A 19,879-nucleotide genomic window follows, 5' to 3' on the forward strand; every position below is an offset into this window, starting at 1 on the left:
CCTTTCCTATAGAAATTATAGAATGTCATATTAATTAATGTTTGATTGAAGGTGATTCTAATGGGACAGGAAGACATAAAGAAAAAGGTTAGAGATACATTTGGAAAAAATGCTGAAAAATATGTACAGAGCAAGATTCACGCAGATGCTGCTGAACTGAATCAGCTGGTGCAATGGCTTAATCCACAGGAGGATTGGGTGGTTTTGGATATAGCTACTGGCGGCGGACATGTGGCGAAAAGCCTATCCCCTTATGTCTCACATGTTTTTGCTGCCGATTTGACTAAAGATATGCTAGCCAATACCGCACGCCACTTAGAAAGCTTTAAAAACATTTGGTATGTGGTTGCCGATGCTGAAGCTTTGCCGTTTCTTGATGGGTCCTTTCATGCTGTCGCGTGCCGGATTGCCCCTCATCATTTTCCGCACCCTGAAAAATTCATCCAGGAAGCGGGGAGAGTTTTAAAATCGGGCGGCCATTTTCTGCTCATTGATAATATTGCACCCGAAGGAGAGGAACTGGCTGAATTCATGAATACATTTGAAAAACTCCGTGATGACAGCCATAACAAATGTCTATCCATAAAAGAATGGAGATCTTTATTTGCCCGTTCAGGGTTACAGGAAACGAACGCAAAAAGCAGAAAGAAAGCTTATGAATTTCCAACCTGGGTAAGGCGCACAACGGAAAATGAGGAACAAATAAAATCAGTTAAAAATTTCATTTTACAAGCAGACCAGCCTGTCCGGGATTATTTTGAAGTCAAATTGAAAGATGGCAGTGTTCAATCTTTAAAAGTGGATGAATGGATGGCACTTTGCATAAAACAATAGGAGGAAAGCAAAATGGATCTTAAACTTCAAGGAAAAAAAGCCCTTGTAGCGGCATCGAGCCAAGGGCTTGGAAAAGCGGTTGCAGCTCAGCTTGCTAAAGAAGGTGCCCATGTAATGATTACAAGCCGGGATGAATTGAAGCTGCAGGCTGTTCAAGAGGAATTTCGTAAGCAATATGGTGTAGAAGTTAATTACTATCGGGCGGACATTACAAGACCTGAAGATATCAAACAATTAATGAAGCATACGAGTGAAACGCTCGGCGGAATTGATATTCTGGTCAATAATGCCGGTGGCCCTCCAGGCGGAACGTTCGAATCCTTTACAGATGAAGACTGGGAAAAAGCTTTTCAATTAAATCTATTAAGTTATGTAAGGCTTATCCGGGAGGCGCTTCCTGAACTGAAGAAAAATGGCGGAAGAATTATTAATATTGCTTCCTCCAGCATTAAGCAGCCAATACCGGGGCTTCTGTTATCAAATACATTCCGATTAGGAATTGTCGGCATGACAAAGACCCTGTCACAGGAGCTTGCGCCATATAATATATTAATCAATACGGTAGCCCCGGGGCGTATTGCGACAGACAGAGTGGATTATTTGGATCAGCATCATGCGGACCTGCAGAACATCTCCAAGGAAGAAGTTGCTGAAAAAGCTAAAAGCATGATACCGCTTCGCAGATATGGAACCCCGGAAGAGTTTGCGAATGTAGTGACCTTCCTGGCTTCTGCTGCGAGCAGCTATGTAACCGGAAGCTCCATTTTGGTAGATGGCGGCATGGTAAAGGCTTTATAGATTTTACATAAAGTGAAACTTTCATCAGCGGGGGTTTTCTTTCATCCCCCACTGATGGTTAGTCGCGTTCTACTGTCGCTAAATCTTTAGCTAACGCTTCGATCAATCGGCAGTACAAACCCGATTGGTTCAACTTTACCTCCTGAAAACCCCAGGAGGCAAGTTTCGCTGTATCTCACCTGTCTAGCTACAGCGCCTAAGGGCTCGAGTCATAAGCCGCCCTGCAGAAGGCAAAGAACGCCTTCCTCCGGAGCTCGTCTTATGCTTGTCGCCCCCTGGTCAAGGTGCTTCCGCTTTTCGGTCAATCGGGCTTTTATGGGCAGTTGATCCCCCACTTATCCTTTATGGTTCCATCAAAGTCTTGAAGTGGGGGTCTTACAGCCCGTTAATACGGATAAAAAAAGACGATTTTCCAAATGATATTGGAAAATCGTCTTTCTATTTAACCTCGCTTGGTCATTAGAATCCATAAATACAGAAAGATTGAAATTACTACAGATCCGGCGGCTGTCATGTAAATGCTGCTGTAGCCATACAGATGGGCAATTTGCCCGAACGCTATCGCTCCGATGCCAACACCCAGATCAAAAAAGGAGAAAAAGGTGGCATTGGCCATTCCCCTGCGATTGGGAGGGGCTTCTTTTACAGACCAGGCTTGAAGTGCAGGCTGGACAGACCCAAACCCAAGCCCGTACAGGATGGCAGCTGTATACATGATTATGCTGCTCGGAAGCCAGGCAAGCAGGATCATGGCTATTAATACTAGTACAGCACCCGGGATGAAAACCGCCTGGTGCCCCCTTTGGTCATACAATCTGCCAGCGAACGTCCGGGATATCATTAAAGCGATGGCAAAGAGCAGGAAGTACCAGTGTATTCCGCCAATTCCTTTTTGCGCGGAGTAAATCGGCAGGAATGAAGCGATCCCGCCAAATGTGACGGTGATAAAAAATAAGAGAAGGGAAGGTTTTAACGCGCTTTTTTCGTAAATATCCCATCTTTTCACCGGAACACTCTGCTTCTCGACTTCCTTATATTGAATTCTCGATGAAAGCAGGAGTGCTGTTAAACCTAATAGTGCACAAATTAAAAATAAAAGCCTGAAAGAGATAATCCCGGTTAATGCTAATCCTAATGTCGGTCCGAAAGCAAGAGCGATATTGCCGGAAAGCCCAAAGTAGCCCATTCCTTCACCGCGCCGTTTAGCAGGAATCAAATCAGTGGCGATCGTGCCTGAAGCAGTTGTGGAAAAGCCCCAGCCAAATCCTTGGACAACCCTTAATATAAATAAGAAAATTAAACTACTCACGAATCCAAAAGAACCAACTGATATCACAAAAATGCCCAATCCTGTTAAGTAGACAAAACGCCTTCCCTTTGTCTCCAGGGTGTGGCCCGCATAGGGGCGCAATAAAAGCGCAGAAAAAGTAAAGATCCCAACCACTATCCCAATCAGCTGGTCATTGCCGCCCAATTTTTCAACAAAAAGGGGGATGGTTGGAAGCGTCATTTGAAATCCAAGAAAGATAAAAAAATTGGACATCAAAATCAGCACAAAATCCCGTGTCCATATCTTTTCAGAGCTCGCACTTTGTTTGCCTGCTCCCTTTGCTAAAGAATGATCCATGAAAAAATCCTCCCAAAAACTATGTAAATGATCGTAAAATAATTAGGAAACCTAAATATTTATCTATTATAAAGGAAAACATATGGAAATTCTATTGAATGCATTTATTCTTATAAAATAAAATCATCATTATATTTGGAGGACTGTTATGAAGATTAGAGAAAGAGGCGTCAAAATTGGCAGGCTGCAGCCAGGCATAAAGAATTGCATTACAGATGTTACAGGAGTACTTGTTGGTCATGTTACACTGGATTTTCCGCTCGACGAAAAAGACCAGTATGCCTGCACGGGTGTAACAGCTATTTTGCCGCACGAAGGAAATCTATTCCAAGAAAAAGTGACTGCAGCAAGCTGCGTCATCAATGGGTTTGGCAAAACAACGGGGCTCGTACAGGTAGAGGAATTAGGCCTGATTGAGTCTCCGATTATGCTGACCAACACGTTCGGTGTTCCTGCTGTCACACATGGCACTTTGCAATATATGCTTAAGAACACACCAGAAATAGGCGATACAACGGGGACCATCAATATTGTCGTTGGCGAATGCAATGATGGGTATCTTAACTCAATTCGTGAATTGCCAGTTAAGCCCGAACATGCTATTGAAGCTATAGAAAATGCCAAGTCTGAACAAACGGCAGAAGGAGCTATAGGCGCAGGCAAAGGCATGGTATGTTTTGGATATAAAGGCGGCGTCGGAACTGCTTCAAGGATCATAAATGAAGAAAAAAATCCTGCAGAATACATGATCGGCTGCCTGGTCGTCACCAATTTTGGCAATAAAGACGATTTCCCATTCAAAAAATATGGCTTATTTCCCGAAATCGCCCAGGAACCGAAAGACACGCCTGATGGATCGATTATGATTGTCCTGGCTACGAATGCACCAGTCAGTGATAGACAGCTAAAAAGACTGGCAAAAAGATGCGGCATCGGCCTCGCCCGGACAGGAAGCCATTACAGCAATGGAAGCGGCGACATTGTCATTGCCTTTTCAACTGCCAATAAAATACCTCACCAAAGCCCTGAATTGATCGAATCAGCACATTTTATAAGGGACGACCATCCCATGATGAATCAGTTATTTCAAGCTGCAGCCGAGGCAGCCGAAGAGGCAATCCTAAATTCATTGTCCCAGGCTGTTACAACGAAGGGGCGGAAAGGCAGGGTGGTGGAAGGAATGTTTTCCTAATGGAAGGGACGCTCCCAAAAAAATAAATTATTGAAAATTCAAAAATATCTATCCTTTCTGTTATCTCCTTGCTATAATAATGTACAAGTGAAAAAACTAGGTGAAGGCGCCTTAATAGTTAAGCCGTTTTATGGCTTATGCTATTTTGGTGCCTTTTTGTTTGGAGCGGCCTTTCCTGTTACCGCTTACTCCTTTGTATTTAAGGTTATGATTGGATGTCGCTTCTCATTCTGGAAGGGGGCTATTATGTTTACATGTACATTGAAGAATGAAACCTATCAATTTCGTTCAATTGCTGAAGTTTTAGCAAAGTCAAGTGAAGAGAAATCAGGAGATAAAATGGCTGGCATTGCTGCACAGTCATCTTTGGAACGAATGGCAGCAAAGGTTGTTTTAAGTGAACTGACATTAAAAGACATTTATGAAAACCCCGTTATACCTTATGAAAAGGATGAGGTAACCCGAATCATTTATGATGATCTAAATCTTTTTATTTATAAAGAAATTTCAAGCTGGTCTATAGGTGAATTGAGGGATTATATTTTATCCCATAAGACGGATGCCTCTGACTTAATTCGAATCAGCAAAGGGTTGACTAGTGAAATGATATCTGCTGCAGCCAAGCTTATGTCAAGTATAGACTTAGTGCTGGCTTCGCAAAAAATCAGGCCAACCGCCCATTGCAATACAACAATCGGCGAACATGGCCGTTTGGCATTCAGATGCCAGCCCAATCATCCGATTGATAATCCGGAAGGAATTCTTGCGTCTATAAAGGAAGGGCTGTCATACGGATCGGGTGATGCCGTGATTGGGGTAAATCCGAACAATGATTCAGTTGAGTCCGTTTCGAAAATTTTACATATGACACATGATTTCATTCAAAAATGGGAAATTCCTACCCAAAATTGTGTTCTTGCACATATTACCACCCAAATGCAGGCCCTGAAAAAAGGTGCGCCTATAGCGCTTATGTTCCAAAGTCTTTCCGGCACACAAGCAGGGAATAATGAATTTGGTGTATCTAGGGAAATTTTAGATGAAGCACTGGAACTCATGTCTAAGTATGGATCTTCTACAGGTCCAAATCAACTTTATTTTGAAACAGGCCAGGGATCTGAAGTATCTCTCGATGCACACCTTGGCATTGATATGCAGACGCTTGAGGCACGTACATACGGATATGCCCGGCACTGGAAGCCATTTATGGTTAACAATGTTTCTGGTTTTATAGGGCCTGAAACAATTTATGACGGGAAACAAGTGATTCGCGCAGATCTGGAGGATTTGTTTATGGGAAAAATACATGGACTTCCTATGGGAATTGCTCCTACTTATACAAACCATATGCAAGCTGATCAAAATGATCAGGAAATCGCCGGGATGCTCACCGCCCTTGCCGGAGCAAATTTCTATATGGGTGTACCGGGCGGGGATGATGTGATGCTGAGCTATCAGGACACCAGCTATCATGATGATGCAAGTTTAAGAGAAATGCTTGGACTTCGTCCGCTCCGGGAATTTGAAAAGTGGCTGGAGAAAATGGGCATTATGGAGAACGGTAAGCTAACAGAACGGGCAGGAGATTTATCTATTTTTAAGTAAGGAAGGGGGAACTGTTATGGATATTCAAACAATTGTCAAACAGGTAATAGAAGAGCTGCAAAAAGGGGAGCCACTGCAAAACAATAAGCAATCCTTTTATGAAAATACAGAAGACTATGAAAGCATAGTGAGGGAAATCATTTATCAAAAGGAAAAACGGGTAGGCGTAGAAGACCCCGCCGATCGTGAGGAAATCAAAAGGGTTCAATCGATTACACCTGCACGGATTGGGATCGGCCGGACTGGCACCCGTATGAAAACAAGGGATTACCTTGATTTCAGAATTGATCATGCAGCAGCCCAGGATGCGGTTTTCAAGGATGTATCCCAAGAGTTTTTAAGAGAATTAAACCTCCCCATCCTTGAATCAAAATCAAAGTCTATGGATGAATACTTAATGGACCTGGACAGTGGCAGAAAACTTCATGAATCATCAAGACAATGGGCTGATAAACATCTTCCTAAAAATAAACAAGTGCAGATTATTGTATCCGATGGCCTTAGTTCAACTGGAGTGGAAGCCAATATGAGAGATTTGCTTCCAGCCTTGGTCCAGGGCTTAAAATCCAAAAATATTACCTTAGGTGACCCTGTTTTCATTAAACGCAGCCGTGTTTGGATTCAGGATGACCTTGCTTCCATTGTTAATTGTGATGTGATCATATCATTGATAGGGGAAAGGCCTGGATTGGCAACCTCTAAGAGTATAAGCGCGTACCTGATTTATCGTCCTGATCTGGAAACGGTTGAAGCAGATCGTACGGTTATCAGCAATATCCATGATGGAGGTGTACCGCCGGTTGAAGCGGGGGCCCATCTGGCAGATTTAATAGAGGAAATCTTAAAGCGTAAGGCAAGCGGTGTAAAATTGGCACAGCATAAATAGATTGGAAGAAGGCAGCAAGATATGGTTGAACGCCATGCTGTCTATTTCTTGTTTCTCCAGCTCTATGCCAGAACCGCACCAATTTCCTTTTAAACCCTTTAAATCTGTGTTGACAATCTTCTTCATTAACTATAAAATTTTTATATATTCTGACACTTTTAAAAATTTATTGGGAGATCACAGCATATGGCAAACACCTCTGTAGAAGAGTTATGCACTCTTCATACCAATCTTTCAAATAAAGATGTTGAAAAAATTAAAGAGGTCTCTGCTAATCTTCCTTTAATTGCTGACCTAAACCAGGCAAACGTTTTTGTTGATTGCCCCACTAAAGAGCGGAAACATGCGATTGTTGTTGCAGAAGCGGCTCCTGCAACCGCTAAATCTGTTTACCAGAAACCAGTTGCAGGAAAGTTTGCTTATGAAGCTTTCGAGCCCGCCGTTTTTTATACGTTAAAAACCGGGAAAAATATGTTTCTCAATCGGGCTTTGACCCAGGAAGGCAAAACTGTGGAGCAAAGTGTTGTGCCGATTAAAGGGTCACAGGGAAGCGTAATAGGCGCATTGATTATGGAGAAGGATATCAGTGAAAAGCTCCAGCATCAGCTTAAATTGGAAGCGTTATCAGAGGCTACAGAAACAATGAGTGAAATTCTCATAGGGATGGCGAAGGATAGGCCGATTATTCCGGAAGTAATAGAGGAATCACTATTTTTTATCGACGATGAAAACAAAATTGTTTATAACAATCCATCGGCTACTAATCTTATTCATGAAATAGGGATAGAAGAGTCTAGGGTAGGCATTCCAATAACTGATTGCTTTCCTTTTATAAAAGACATTCTTAACGAGCCTGAAGAACTCCTGGTAAAAGAAATTAAAATGATGAATAAAATATTCAGCGTTAAGAAAATAAAACTTGATGTGGCCGGAAAGTCGAATGGGACATTTGTCATTCTTAAAGACCTTACCGAGCTCAGGGAAAAAGAAAGAGAGATTGTTGTTAAATCGGTAGCCATTCGGGAAATTCATCATCGTGTTAAAAATAATCTGCAAACAGTTGCTAGTCTTTTGAGGCTGCAGATGCGAAGAGGAGTGCCTGAAGAAAGCAAGGTACACTTCGTAGAAAGCTTGAATCGAATCACCAGTATTGCTTCGGTATATGAAATTATCCTTTCAAGTTCGAGTGCTGATGAAGTGGATATTTATAGCTTAATAGAGAAAATCGGCAACACGCTGGTTCAAGAAGCAAAACATGACCAGAAAAATATACATATCAATTACCAAGGACCGATGCTTTTGATCGATTCAGACAAAGCAGTTTCCCTTTCACTGGTAATCAATGAACTCATACAGAATTGTGTAAAGCATGCATTTAAGACGAAACAGGAAGGGCGAATAGATGTTTGTTACCAGCATAAAAACAATGCAATAAAAGTTCAGGTGATTGATAATGGTGCAGGGTATTCACCAAAAGCAAAACCTTCTTTAGGCTTAGATATTGTGAAAATGATGATTGAGCATGATTTATCCGGTCATTTTTTAATTGAACGAGCTGAAACAGGGACAATTGCAGCCGTGCAATTTCCATTGGAAAGGAAGGGGGATTAGTCTTGAAAAAGAAAATCATGGTAGTAGAGGATGAATCAATTGTCCGTATGGACTTAAGCTTGATGCTGGAGGATGCAGGCTATGAAGTCATTGCCCAGGCGGGGGATGGTGAAAAAGCAGTTGAACTTGCTTTTTCATTAAAGCCGGACTTAATCCTGATGGATATAAAAATGCCTAAGCTGAACGGGCTTAAAGCAAGTGAAATCATTTCAAACAAAACGAATACACCTATACTGCTGCTGACAGCATACAGCCAGCGGGAATATATTGACAAGGCGAAGCAAGCCAATATCCTTGGCTATTTGGTTAAACCTGTCAATGAAGCCAGTTTGATACCTGCTGTGGAAATTGCACTTAGACAAGCCGAGAATGCAAATGCTATTCGCGAACAAGTAGAATCTATGAACCAGAGGTTAAATGAAAGAAAAATGGTGGAGAAGGCGAAAGGCATTTTAATGCAAAAGTTTAACCTGCCAGAAGATGATGCCTTTAAAAAAATGCGAAAAATTAGCATGAACAAACAGGTTACTCTGGAGAATGTGGCAAAGCGGATTATATTAAAATATAACGCTTAAAGATTTTGAACAAGTGAATAGACCAGGCAAAGGTGCCATGCGGTTACACCTATAACCGTACGGCACCTTTTTGTCTTTTTTGGAAAACCCAAAAACAACCAGTCTATTTGCTTAATAAATTTTTACACAGGATCCGTTAACATATAAAAAAACCCAGGAGGGATTTCTTATGGAGATGATAGGTAATATCGTTATTTACATCATCATGGCCTGTGCGGTTGCAGGAGCTTTCGCGGCAATAAAAAACAGTGATGAAGGTCTGGGAAAGCAATTTATGGAAGGGCTTCATGCTGTAGGCCATATTTTTGTGCCAGCCGCAGGAATTATGGCATCAATACCTTATCTTTCATGGTTTATTGACAAGGTGTGCGGTCCTTTTTTTGCAGCCATTGGAGCTGATCCAGCTATAGCAGCAACAGCCATTTTGGCAACTGATATGGGGGGCTATCAATTAGCTGAAGTTTTGAAACAAACACAAGAGGGCTGGATCATGGCGATGATTGTTGGTTTTATGGCTGGGGCAACCATTGTATTTTCTATCCCAATGGGATTGGCAATGCTTGATAAACGTGATCATAAATACATGGCACTGGGGGTTATGTCAGGAGTATTGACAATTCCAATAGGTGCGTTTATTTCCAGTGTGATAATATCTGTTTCCAGCTCTAATTTCCGTGATTTCATTTCCACATCTGGTGAGGCAAAATATCAATTTGCACTAGGTTTGGGACATATATTATTAAATTTAAGCCCCTTGCTGATTTTCGTTATTGTGATTGCATTAGGCCTCTATTTTATGCCTGATTTAATGATCAATGCATTCATGTGGTTTGGGCGGATTTTAGATGCAGGAATTAAACTCGTTCTGGTGTTTTCAATCGTGGAGATTTTTACAGGCTTATTCACTACAGTATTTGGGGGCTGGGGCTTTGATCCAATTATGGCTGATTCAGAGGATCAGTTCCGTGCACTTGAAACAGCCGGGTATATCGGCATCATGCTTGCAGGTGCGTTTCCAATGGTTTACCTTCTTCAAAAATATGCAGGCGGCCCGCTGGAAGCACTTGGACGCAAAGTAGGATTAAGCAAAGAAGGCAGCGCGGGTATTGTTGCTACGATCGCAAATATTCTTGCTATGTTCAAACTTGTAAGAACGATGCCGCCGAAAGATAAGGTCATTAATATCTCCTTTGCCGTTTGTGCAGCATTCCTGCTTGGTGACCATCTGTCATTTACAGCAAACTTTCAGCCAACCTTAATTCTGCCGATTATTGCCGGTAAAATCTCTGCTGGCATTATTGGTATCGGGTTAGCTTATTGGCTATCAGTGCCAAAAGCTTTGGAATTAGAGAAAAAAGACCGTGAAGCAGGCATTATTGGCAAGGATGAATATTTGGCGAAGAATGAGAAAGTAAAAAAAGCAATTTAGCAATAGTCACCTGGGAGGGCCGAAGCAATGAATGAAGAAAAAAAACGATTTATTCAAGAGTTTGTACCTGGAAAACAAGTAACACTTAGTCATTTAATAGCTAATCCCGATCCGGATATGTTTGATAAACTGGGAATACAGCAGGCAGGTGCCCTTGGGATTTTAACATTGACACCAAGCGAAACCGTCATTATTGCAGGTGACCTTGCTACGAAGGCAGCCGATGTCCAAATCGGCTTTCTCGATCGCTTCACAGGCAGCCTTGTTATCGTAGGCACCGTATCTGCGGTGCAAATGGCAATGGAAGAAATCAACCGGTTCTTATCCGAGACACTGAGGTACACTCCTTCGGAAATTACAAAATCATAAGGAGCTGTATACGATGAAAAAAATGAACAGAGCTATGCTGATCGGTTCGATTGGAGCCGGAAAGTCTACCTTAACAAATGCTCTCCTCGGACGGGAAGTGGAAGCGGTGAAGACACAGGCACTAAACTATTATGATTGGATTGTGGATACGCCAGGAGAATACACAGAAAATCCGTTTTTCTACAAAAATATTATGGCGACAGCACTCGAAGTGACGCATATATTGTATTTGCAAGATGCCACTAAACAAAAGACGATTTTCCCTCCAGGCTTCAGCACCGGTTTCAATAAGCTGCCAATAGGTGTGATCACCAAAAGCGACTTAAAGGAAGCAGATGTTGATCTGGCAATCAAACAGCTGAAAAACGCAATGCCTAAAGGGCCGATTGTTGTTTCTTCTTCTGTGACAGGGAAAGGTTTGGAAGATATCCGCAGCCTCGTGAAATGCAATTCTTTACAGGAAATGAAGAAATATACAGATTCATTGCGGGGCGATGCCGTTTTTTTCGTTTGAAACCCTTTACAAAAATAAGATAATAGAATATATTCTAATTATACAAAAGAATTTAACAGGCAAAGGCGCCTTGTATGATCTATCAATCTATTGATGGCTCATATGGGGTGCCTTTTTTATTTTGCCAGCATAACAAATTATTCATTTTGGTAAGGTGGGGATCATGTTGAAACGTTACGATGCACAGAAAGAAAATATTCTTAGCGCAGGGATCGACATCGGAACGAGTACGACAAAAATCGTGATCAGCAGATTTTCACTCATGAATATGGCTGGCGGAACACATATGCCGCGAATTGAAATTATAGATAAGGAAGTGCTTTACCGCAGTCCTATTTATCGGACTCCGCTAATCTCGGCAGCCGAAATTGATATTCAGTCAGTCGAGAGGCTTGTCAGGAAGGAATACAAGTCAGCAGGGATTGAGCCAAATGATATTAAAACAGGGGCTGTCATTATTACCGGAGAAACGGCTACCAAGCAGAACGCGGAAGAGATGGTTCATTATTTATCAGATCACGCAGGCGATTTTCTAGTTGCAACAGCAGGTCCAGATTTGGAAGGAATCATAGCAGCCAAGGGATCGGGCGCATACGGGCATTCCAAAATGACTGGGAAAACCATTGCGAATATTGACATTGGCGGAGGCACCGCCAATGTCGCTGTCTTTCGTTCCGGTAAGCTTTGCGGGACCTGTGCGCTACATATCGGCGGCAGGCTGGTAGAGTTTGAGGGAAGCACGATTAAGAGCATTTCATCCCCTGTTAAAAAAATATTTAAACAATGGGGTGCTAGTCTAAGAGCAGGAGACAGCAGAAGCCAGCCAATCATTCATAAACTGACTGACTATATGGCGGGAGTCATTGCAAGAATGCTTAGGGGAGAGCTTGGGCAAACAGATTTTCCCCTCCTGCTCGGACATGAGCCGAATTGGAATGAAAGTATTGATGCAATCATGTTTTCTGGCGGAATCAGTGAATGCCTGTACCATTACGAAGAGCCTGGAACATCTCCTGCTATGTATGACGATATTGGCCAGTTGCTGGCCCAGTCACTTAAAAAAAACAGAGAGCTGGCCGCCTGGAGCTGGGTGGAACCAGATGAAACTGTCCGTGCAACCGTCCTCGGTGCCGGAACACAAACTACTGAAATCAGCGGGGCAACCATCCATGCTGAAAGCCATGAATTGCCTATTCGGAATCTTCCGGTCTATCAGGTTCGCTTTGGAAAAGAGTTATTAAATGGTCTTAGGCAGCTGCCGCAAGCTGTAAAACAAGCGATTGAAATTTATGATCCTCAGAAGGAAGGGCAAAATTTTGCCTTGTACTTTACAGACCTTCCCTATATGGGGTTCCGCGATATTCAGGAATTATCGGCTGCTTTGCTGAAATCCATACAAACGAAGCCGGTGCCCAATCAGCCGCTAGTGGTCGTTTTGGAAAGCGACCATGCAAAGGTTCTTGGCCAGACAATAAAAGTCCAGGATCCTGGGAAGAGCATTGTATGTATTGACCAGATCAAGGTTGAACATGGCGATTATATTGATATTGGCCATTTGCTGCAGACCAATGTAGTGCCAGTTGTCGTCAAAACATTGACATTCCATCAGTAAGAAAGGAGGGATTATTTATGAAGCTGCAAACCAGCTATTTAGGCAATGTTTATCAATTTGATAATTTAAAAGATTTATTTGCAAAAGCAAATGAAGAGAAATCGGGGGATCGTCTTGCAGGGATAGCCGCTGAAACAGTCCAGGAACGAATTGCCGCCAAACTGGTTTTAAGTCATTTAACGCTTTCTGATATCCGCGAAAATCCGATGCTTTCTCCGGAGGAAGATGAAGTTTCAAGAATTATTGAAAGCCAGCTTAATGAACCAGTCTATCAAAGCATTAAAAATTGGTCTGTTGCTGAACTTCGTGAATACATCCTAAACGAATCCACTACAGGTGAGGACTTAAAGAGAATTAGCAGGGGCCTGAACAGTGAAATGATTGCCGCGGCTGCAAAAGTCATGTCCAATTTGGACCTTGTTCACGCTGCCGGCAAAATTGAAGTTTTAACAAAATGCAATATTACGATTGGCTATGAAGGAACATTGGCTTCCCGGCTTCAGCCTAATCATCCGACAGATAATGTCGAAGGAATGATCGCATCCCTGAAGGAAGGCCTTTCTTACGGTATTGGTGATGCAGTAATTGGCATTAATCCTGTGGATGACTCAGTCGAAAGTGTGAAAAGATTGCTCCATGCTACACATTCCTTTATTAAAGATTGGGAAATCCCTACGCAAAACTGTGTGCTGGCACATGTAACAGCTCAAATGAAGGCGATTGAGCAGGGTGCACCTGCCGATATGATTTTCCAGAGTATAGCCGGAACTGAGGCTGCCAACCGGTCTTTCGGAATCACAGCTTCACTTCTTGAAGAAGCAAACGACATGGCAAGAAGCCTTGGCACAGGAACAGGCCCGCAGCGCTTATACTTTGAAACAGGTCAGGGTTCAGAGCTATCGGCTGAAGCCCATTACGGCATCGACCAAATGACGCTGGAATCGCGAAATTATGGTTTTGCCCGCTATTATGATCCTTACATTGTGAATACTGTGGTCGGGTTTATCGGGCCTGAATATTTGTACAACAATAAACAAGTCATCAGGGCCGGGCTTGAAGATCACTTTATGGGAAAAATGCATGGGATTCCGATGGGCGTAGATATTTGCTACACCAATCATATTAAAGCAGACCAAAACGATATTGAAGATTTGGGTGTATTGCTGACAGCAGCAGGCGTGAATTTTATTATCGCCACCCCAATGGGTGATGATTGCATGCTAAATTATCAGTCTATGAGCTATCATGACGTCGCAACCCTAAGACAGATCATGAATAAGCAGCCATCTCCAATATTCAGTGATTGGCTTGAGAAAATGGGGATCTTCGAAAATGGAAAGCTAAGCAAAATCGCAGGGGATCCAACCATTTTTTCACGATAGGAGTTGATAAAAATGAATCCTGAACTGATTGAAAAAGTAACACGCCTGGTCGTAGAGAAACTGCAATCCCAAAGCGATACTTCAGCAGAAAACCGGCAGAATAACACATCATCACCAGTGAAATTTTGGGATCATACCTCAAACACCAGTACGGACCATACATATAGGCCATCACCTGCTGTTATCGAAAAGGAAGAGCAGCAGGAAGGCGGTCTGATAACCCTTACAAAATACCAGGATATTAAAGATTCCAGTGAGCCGCGACGAGGCAAGGAAAGAACTGAATTCACTTCTGAATTCAAGAAATCATTCGGCATTGCTGAACCAGCTAATCCTGTTGAATTGCAGGATCTTATTAGTAAAACGCCTGCCCGAATTGGGGTTGGCAGAGCCGGATTGCGGCCCAAGACAGACACCTGGCTAAAATTCCGCTTTGATCATGCAGCTGCGGTTGATGCTGTTTATGGGGATGTAAACGAGGAACTTCTGAACCGTCTCGGTCTCTTTAAAGTTACCACAATGGTAAATGACAAGGAGGTCTATATCCGCCGTCCCGATTATGGAAGAAAGCTATCGGAAGAAGCAAAAGAACTGATACGTAATAAATGCTCCGAGGAACCGACCGTTCAGGTTATTTTATCTGATGGCCTAAGCTCAAGCGCTATTGAAGAAAATGCAGAGGACGTTTACTTATCATTGCAGCAATCCCTTAAAAGTCTGGGCCTTGACACGGGCACTCCTTTTTATATCGAAAAAGGCAGAGTGGCCGTTATGGATGAAGTGGGTGAACTGCTGAAGCCAAAGGTAGTGGTTTTATTAATTGGCGAACGCCCTGGACTGGTCAGTGCAGAATCTTTAAGTGCCTATCTATGCTATGAACCTAGGAAAGGGACCATTGAAGCAGACCGGATGGTGATTTCCAACATCCATAAAGGCGGCATCCCTCCTGCAGAAGCAGGCGCCTATCTTGGAACGGTCATTCAAAAAATCCTAAAGTATGAAGCGAGTGGCGTCTCGCTGGTTAAAAAAGAAGGCTAGGAGGGATAAGGTATGGGATTAGAACGTATTCACGCTGAAATACTGGCGGTTCGGGTCATTCCAAATGTGGACCAGGACCTTGCAAAGCAGTTTCAGCTAAAGCATTATCATCGAAGTCTGGCCATATTCACCTCCTCGGTCGATGACGTTGGCTATACCGCCCTTGATGAGGCTACTAAAAGAGCGGATGTAGAAGTTGTTTATGCAAGATCCTTTTATGCTGGAGCTGCACACGCTTCTGGCCCGTTATCAGGTGAAATGATTGGGATTATTGCCGGACCTTCGCCTGATGAAGTAAAAAGCGGAATGGAAGCTGTGATTCAAACAGCTGAATCAGACGCCTACTTTGAAGCGCTTGATCAAGAAAAAACACATGCCATTTACGCACACGTAGTGTCCCGGACAGGCTCCTACCTTTCAAAAGAGGCAGGCATTCAAATAGGTGAACCTATCGCCTATCTCATTGCACCGCCGCTTGAAGCAGTTTATGGGCTTGATGCAGCTTTAAAGGCAGCGGATGTGGAACTGGTTAAGTTTTTCGGACCGCCATCGGAAACCAACTTTGGCGGAGGGCTGCTGACAGGATCCCAGTCAGCATGCCAGGCAGCAGCTGATGCATTCAGGGATGCCATATTGGAAATTACGCAGAATCCCATTAAGTATTAAATTTAGAGGAAAAGCACTTTGAGAGACTTTGTTGATATTGGGTCCCTTTGCATATTCGGACGGAAGGGGCGAGATCTCGAAAATGCATTCGCATTTCCTTCGCGCGGTGTTACTCGGGGGAGCTTTTTCAAAGTCCTGCAGGAGTGCGGATCAAAAGGATGCCATGGCAGACTTGATACTTGATAAGCGAGGGACCGCCCGGGAAGAGTGAATGCCTGCAGCGAAATTCAAAGATGATCAGAGCTTTTGTAAAAAGAAATAATCTGAAAGGAGCGTGGACTCGTGCAATTTGATCATGATCTCCAATCCATGCAGGAAATGCGCGATGCGGTCAAGCGGGCTAAGGAAGCACAGTTGAAATATATGGACTTTACACAGGAACAAGTTGATAAAATTGTGCAAAAGGCTGCAGCTGCCGCATATGCCAAGTCACTTGAGCTTGCTCAAATGGCGGTTGAGGAAACAGGCATGGGTATAGCAGAACACAAAAAAGTAAAAAATGAAGTCGGCTCCATGGCTGTTTATGAATCCATTAAAGATGAAAAGACTGTAGGCATTATCCGTGAAGACCATGTAAATAAAATAACAGAAATCGCTTATCCATACGGCGTAATTGCAGGCATTATACCAACGACAAATCCTACTTCAACGGCCATTTTCAAAGCACTGATTGCATTAAAAACGAGAAATGCCATTGTTGTGAGCCCACACCCGCGTGCGGTGAAATGTACGATTGAAGCCCTGAGAATTTGCAGTGAAGCTGCTGTTCAAGCAGGTGCACCTGATGGATTGATTGGCTGGATTTCGAAACCATCAATGGGGGCAACAAATGAATTAATGAAGCATAGGGATATCAATCTCATTCTAGCAACAGGAGGAGGCGGGCTGGTACGTGCTGCCTACAGCTCCGGCAAGCCTGCTTATGGAGTAGGGCCTGGAAATGTCCCTTGCTATATTGAAAAAACCGCGAAGGTGTCCAAGGCAGTGAGTATGATTATCGACAGTAAATCGTTTGACAATGGAACGATTTGTGCTACAGAGCAATCTATTATTGTCGATCGCAATATCAAGGAAATGACAATGAGGGAACTGCGGAATAATGGAGCCTATATTTTAAATAATGAAGAAAAGGACCGATTAGAAAAAGTAATTTCTCCCTCACCGGGGAAATTGAATCCTGAAATTGTAGGCCAAAGTGCACGTAAGATAGCATACATGGCTGGTATTCGAGCCCCGGAAGAGACAAGGGTTTTAATTGCTGAAGAAACAAAGGTTGGAAAAGATGTACCCTTTTCCATTGAAAAATTATCGCCAATCTTTGCCCTTTATACAGCGGAAAGCTATCAGGAGGCAAAAGAGATTTGCCTAAAGCTCCTTAACTTGGGAGGAAGAGGCCATAGCTTGTCTCTTCATACGAATGATGACTCAGTTGCCAAGGAATTTGCCCTGGAAATGCCTGTTTCGAGAATGATGGTTAACACTCTTTCTTCGATTGGGGCTGTTGGAGCGACAACAGCCTTGCTGCCTTCACTGACTCTGGGATGCGGCTCTTTTGGCGGCAATATCACTTCGGACAATGTGACCGTCCGCCACTTAATCAACATTAAAAGAATGGCTTATGGAATCAAAGAAGTATCCATACCGAGGCCGTCGGCATCTTCTTTTGCAGCAGGAAAAGAAAATGCCGAAAACAAGGATGTTGATCATATTGTGAATCAGGTTCTGCAGCAAGTATCGCCAAAGGGCGAAGTTGACACAAAAATGATTGCCGAATTGGTCAATCAAGTGATCAAAAAATATCAAACTAACTAATTAGGAGGAAATAAAAATGGCTAGAGAATTAACTGCATTAGGAATGATTGAAACAAAAGGATTGGTTGCTTCCGTGGAGGCTGCAGACGCAATGGTAAAGGCTGCAAATGTTCATTTAGTTGGAAAGGTGCATGTAGGTGGAGGAATTGTAACAGTTCTTGTCCGCGGTGACGTGGGAGCTGTTAAAGCAGCAACTGACGCTGGTGCTGCTGCTGCACAGCGTGTTGGAGAGCTTAAATCTGTACACGTTATTCCGCGCCCGCACAACGAATTGGAAAGCATTCTTCCAAAAATTGATGTTGAACTATAATAACAGATTACTAGGTTAGGAGCATGAATCATGAATGAGCAAGCCATTCAAACGATTGTAGAGGAAGTGGTTTCCCGTTTAAAGGATTCCTCGAACAAAAAGCATGCAATCCCAATGGCTGTCTCTGCCCGGCATTGTCATTTAAGTCAAGGAGATTTGGAAGTCCTATTTGGGCCAGGCTATGAACTTACCAAAAAAGCTGATTTATCCCAGCCTGGCCAATTTGCTGCTAACGAAACCATAATCATTGCAGGACCAAGAGGAAGCATTGAAAAAGTGCGCATTCTTGGTCCTGCACGCAATATGACCCAGGTAGAGGTCAGCCAAACCGATTCAGTCAAGCTGGGCGTGAAACCGCCTTTACGCGAGTCTGGAAATATAGAGGGTTCTGCCCCTATTACCCTTATTGGGCCTATGGGCAGCCTTTATAAAAAAGAAGGTCTAATTATCGCGCAGGCGCATATTCATATGTCGCCCGAAGATGGCGAAATCTTTGGGGTTAAAAATGGAGAATATGTCAAGGTAGAGGTAGAGGGCGAGCGTCCAGTAACACTGGGAAATGTGTTAATTAGAATCTCCCCCCGCTATAAACTTGAAATGCATGTGGATACCGATGAAGCCAATGCCGGTTTTATTACCGAAAAAACAGCTGGCAGACTGGTTAAGCAAGAGGGAAACCTATGATTAACCGAAATATGATCGAAAAAATTGTAGAAGAAGTTGTGAAAAATCTTATGGCGGCCCATCCGGCTTCAAATCCAAAAACTAAACATAATCTTCTGGTTGTTGGAGATTTAGAAAAGATGGAACCAGAGCTTTTAAGTCTGTTAGAGGCTGAATGGAACCTTATATCTTACAGCTTTACCGAGGATGCAGAATTGCATAAGGCAATGAAAGTGATTTTTCTTGATGCTTCCCAGGACTTATTTGTAAAGGGAGCGCTCGGCATTTGCGATACACCCGAAAGTGAGCTGCTCGCTTCGTGTATCCTGGAATATGTGCCCGTAACATTAATTCCCAAAAACAATCTTTACAAAATCCTTATTGGAGAAAAGAAAACCAATCAGGAATATCGTTCTCAATTACTTGAATATCAAGAGAAATTGCTGAAATTCGGGGTTCAGATTGATCGTTTGGAAACCTTTGCAAAGCTGGAGTGTAAGAATTCTAATGCGACTGAAACAAAAAAGTTGATTACACAAAGAGATGTCCAAGATAGCGCAATGAATGAAATCATCGTCGGTAAACAGACGATCATTACCCCTTTGGCTCGTGATGCCGCACGGGAGCTGGGGAAAAGCATCACGGTATTGGAGACAAAAGGGGCTGAAAAATCATGCAAATGGGAACAGTAATCGGCAATGTGTGGGCAACCAGAAAAGAGGATGATTTAACAGGCCTGAAATTTTTAATTGTCCAGCCTGAATCACCGAACGGAGCATCTCCAGAAGCACCCTTTATTGCGGTTGACCGTATTGGAGCAGGAGTCGGAGACCAAGTTCTCGTAACGCGCGGAAGTGCGGCAGCAAATATGTCCGGAGATGCAAGATTACCGATTGATGCATTGATAATTGGAATTATCGATTCTATTGATGTCGAAAACAGAGAGGTGAAATAGT

At 43.0% G+C, this 19,879-nt stretch carries 20 protein-coding genes; 19 read left to right on the forward strand and 1 reads right to left on the reverse strand.

What is annotated here, in order from left to right; translation table 11 throughout:
* Window positions 1-60: 60 nt before the first annotated feature.
* Window positions 61-834, forward strand: coding sequence for a class I SAM-dependent methyltransferase (locus L634_RS0109810; protein ID WP_026582297.1), 774 nt, complete (start codon window positions 61-63; stop codon window positions 832-834).
* Window positions 835-846: 12 nt separating this feature from the next.
* Window positions 847-1,632 carry an SDR family oxidoreductase gene (locus L634_RS0109815; protein ID WP_026582298.1) on the forward strand — a complete coding sequence of 262 codons (786 nt, stop codon included), beginning with the start codon at window positions 847-849 and terminating at the stop codon, window positions 1,630-1,632.
* A gap of 442 nt (window positions 1,633-2,074) precedes the next feature.
* Here the strand turns inward: L634_RS0109815 and L634_RS0109820 are convergent, their stop codons facing one another.
* A complete protein-coding gene (locus L634_RS0109820; RefSeq protein ID WP_026582299.1) occupies window positions 2,075-3,259 on the reverse strand; it encodes an MFS transporter in 1,185 nt (394 codons plus the stop codon).
* Window positions 3,260-3,407: 148 nt separating this feature from the next.
* Between L634_RS0109820 and L634_RS0109825 the strand changes: the two genes are divergently transcribed.
* The 17 genes from L634_RS0109825 (at window position 3,408) to L634_RS0109905 (ending at window position 19,878) form a co-directional block, all read left to right on the forward strand.
* The gene (locus L634_RS0109825; RefSeq protein WP_026582300.1) at window positions 3,408-4,451 is read left to right on the forward strand and encodes a DmpA family aminopeptidase; all 1,044 of its coding nucleotides are present in this window, start codon (window positions 3,408-3,410) and stop codon (window positions 4,449-4,451) included.
* A 246-nt stretch (window positions 4,452-4,697) separates the two neighbouring features.
* Entirely contained in the window at window positions 4,698-6,056 is a 1,359-nt protein-coding gene (locus L634_RS0109830; protein WP_026582301.1) for an ethanolamine ammonia-lyase subunit EutB, read from the forward strand.
* A 16-nt stretch (window positions 6,057-6,072) separates the two neighbouring features.
* Window positions 6,073-6,942: an ethanolamine ammonia-lyase subunit EutC gene (gene eutC / locus L634_RS0109835; RefSeq protein WP_026582302.1), complete on the forward strand. Its 870-nt coding sequence runs from the start codon at window positions 6,073-6,075 to the stop codon at window positions 6,940-6,942.
* Between the two features lie 186 nt (window positions 6,943-7,128).
* Window positions 7,129-8,553 (forward strand): sensor histidine kinase, encoded by a 1,425-nt coding sequence (locus L634_RS0109840; protein WP_026582303.1) that lies wholly within the window; start codon window positions 7,129-7,131, stop codon window positions 8,551-8,553.
* Window positions 8,554-8,555: 2 nt separating this feature from the next.
* The gene (locus L634_RS0109845; protein WP_026582304.1) at window positions 8,556-9,128 is read left to right on the forward strand and encodes an ANTAR domain-containing response regulator; all 573 of its coding nucleotides are present in this window, start codon (window positions 8,556-8,558) and stop codon (window positions 9,126-9,128) included.
* A gap of 169 nt (window positions 9,129-9,297) precedes the next feature.
* The gene (eutH, locus tag L634_RS0109850; protein ID WP_026582305.1) at window positions 9,298-10,557 is read left to right on the forward strand and encodes an ethanolamine utilization protein EutH; all 1,260 of its coding nucleotides are present in this window, start codon (window positions 9,298-9,300) and stop codon (window positions 10,555-10,557) included.
* 27 nt (window positions 10,558-10,584) lie between these two features.
* Window positions 10,585-10,926: an ethanolamine utilization microcompartment protein EutS gene (eutS, locus tag L634_RS0109855; protein WP_026582306.1), complete on the forward strand. Its 342-nt coding sequence runs from the start codon at window positions 10,585-10,587 to the stop codon at window positions 10,924-10,926.
* Window positions 10,927-10,939: 13 nt separating this feature from the next.
* Window positions 10,940-11,440 (forward strand): EutP/PduV family microcompartment system protein, encoded by a 501-nt coding sequence (locus tag L634_RS0109860; protein WP_026582307.1) that lies wholly within the window; start codon window positions 10,940-10,942, stop codon window positions 11,438-11,440.
* 163 nt (window positions 11,441-11,603) lie between these two features.
* Entirely contained in the window at window positions 11,604-13,052 is a 1,449-nt protein-coding gene (locus L634_RS0109865; RefSeq protein WP_034262420.1) for an ethanolamine ammonia-lyase reactivating factor EutA, read from the forward strand.
* Between the two features lie 17 nt (window positions 13,053-13,069).
* Window positions 13,070-14,434 (forward strand): ethanolamine ammonia-lyase subunit EutB, encoded by a 1,365-nt coding sequence (locus tag L634_RS0109870; protein ID WP_026582309.1) that lies wholly within the window; start codon window positions 13,070-13,072, stop codon window positions 14,432-14,434.
* A gap of 12 nt (window positions 14,435-14,446) precedes the next feature.
* A complete protein-coding gene (gene eutC / locus L634_RS0109875; protein ID WP_026582310.1) occupies window positions 14,447-15,472 on the forward strand; it encodes an ethanolamine ammonia-lyase subunit EutC in 1,026 nt (341 codons plus the stop codon).
* A gap of 12 nt (window positions 15,473-15,484) precedes the next feature.
* The gene (gene eutL, locus L634_RS0109880) at window positions 15,485-16,138 is read left to right on the forward strand and encodes an ethanolamine utilization microcompartment protein EutL (RefSeq protein ID WP_026582311.1); all 654 of its coding nucleotides are present in this window, start codon (window positions 15,485-15,487) and stop codon (window positions 16,136-16,138) included.
* A 282-nt stretch (window positions 16,139-16,420) separates the two neighbouring features.
* Window positions 16,421-17,950 (forward strand): acetaldehyde dehydrogenase (acetylating), encoded by a 1,530-nt coding sequence (locus L634_RS30935; RefSeq protein WP_051428302.1) that lies wholly within the window; start codon window positions 16,421-16,423, stop codon window positions 17,948-17,950.
* Between the two features lie 16 nt (window positions 17,951-17,966).
* Window positions 17,967-18,260, forward strand: a complete 294-nt coding sequence (locus L634_RS0109890) for a BMC domain-containing protein (RefSeq protein WP_026582312.1) — start codon at window positions 17,967-17,969, stop codon at window positions 18,258-18,260.
* A 30-nt stretch (window positions 18,261-18,290) separates the two neighbouring features.
* Complete coding sequence (pduL, locus tag L634_RS0109895; RefSeq protein WP_026582313.1) at window positions 18,291-18,944, forward strand: phosphate propanoyltransferase; 654 nt, start codon at window positions 18,291-18,293, stop codon at window positions 18,942-18,944.
* A complete protein-coding gene (locus L634_RS0109900) occupies window positions 18,941-19,615 on the forward strand; it encodes a hypothetical protein (protein ID WP_026582314.1) in 675 nt (224 codons plus the stop codon). Before pduL ends, L634_RS0109900 begins: the two co-directional genes overlap by 4 nt.
* Entirely contained in the window at window positions 19,597-19,878 is a 282-nt protein-coding gene (locus L634_RS0109905) for a EutN/CcmL family microcompartment protein (protein ID WP_026582315.1), read from the forward strand. The genes L634_RS0109900 and L634_RS0109905 overlap by 19 nt, the downstream gene beginning before the upstream one ends.
* Window position 19,879: the final 1 nt, after the last annotated feature.

This window comes from Bacillus sp. J33, from assembly GCF_000518885.1.
Taxonomy (GTDB): Bacteria; Bacillota; Bacilli; order Bacillales; family Cytobacillaceae; genus Cytobacillus.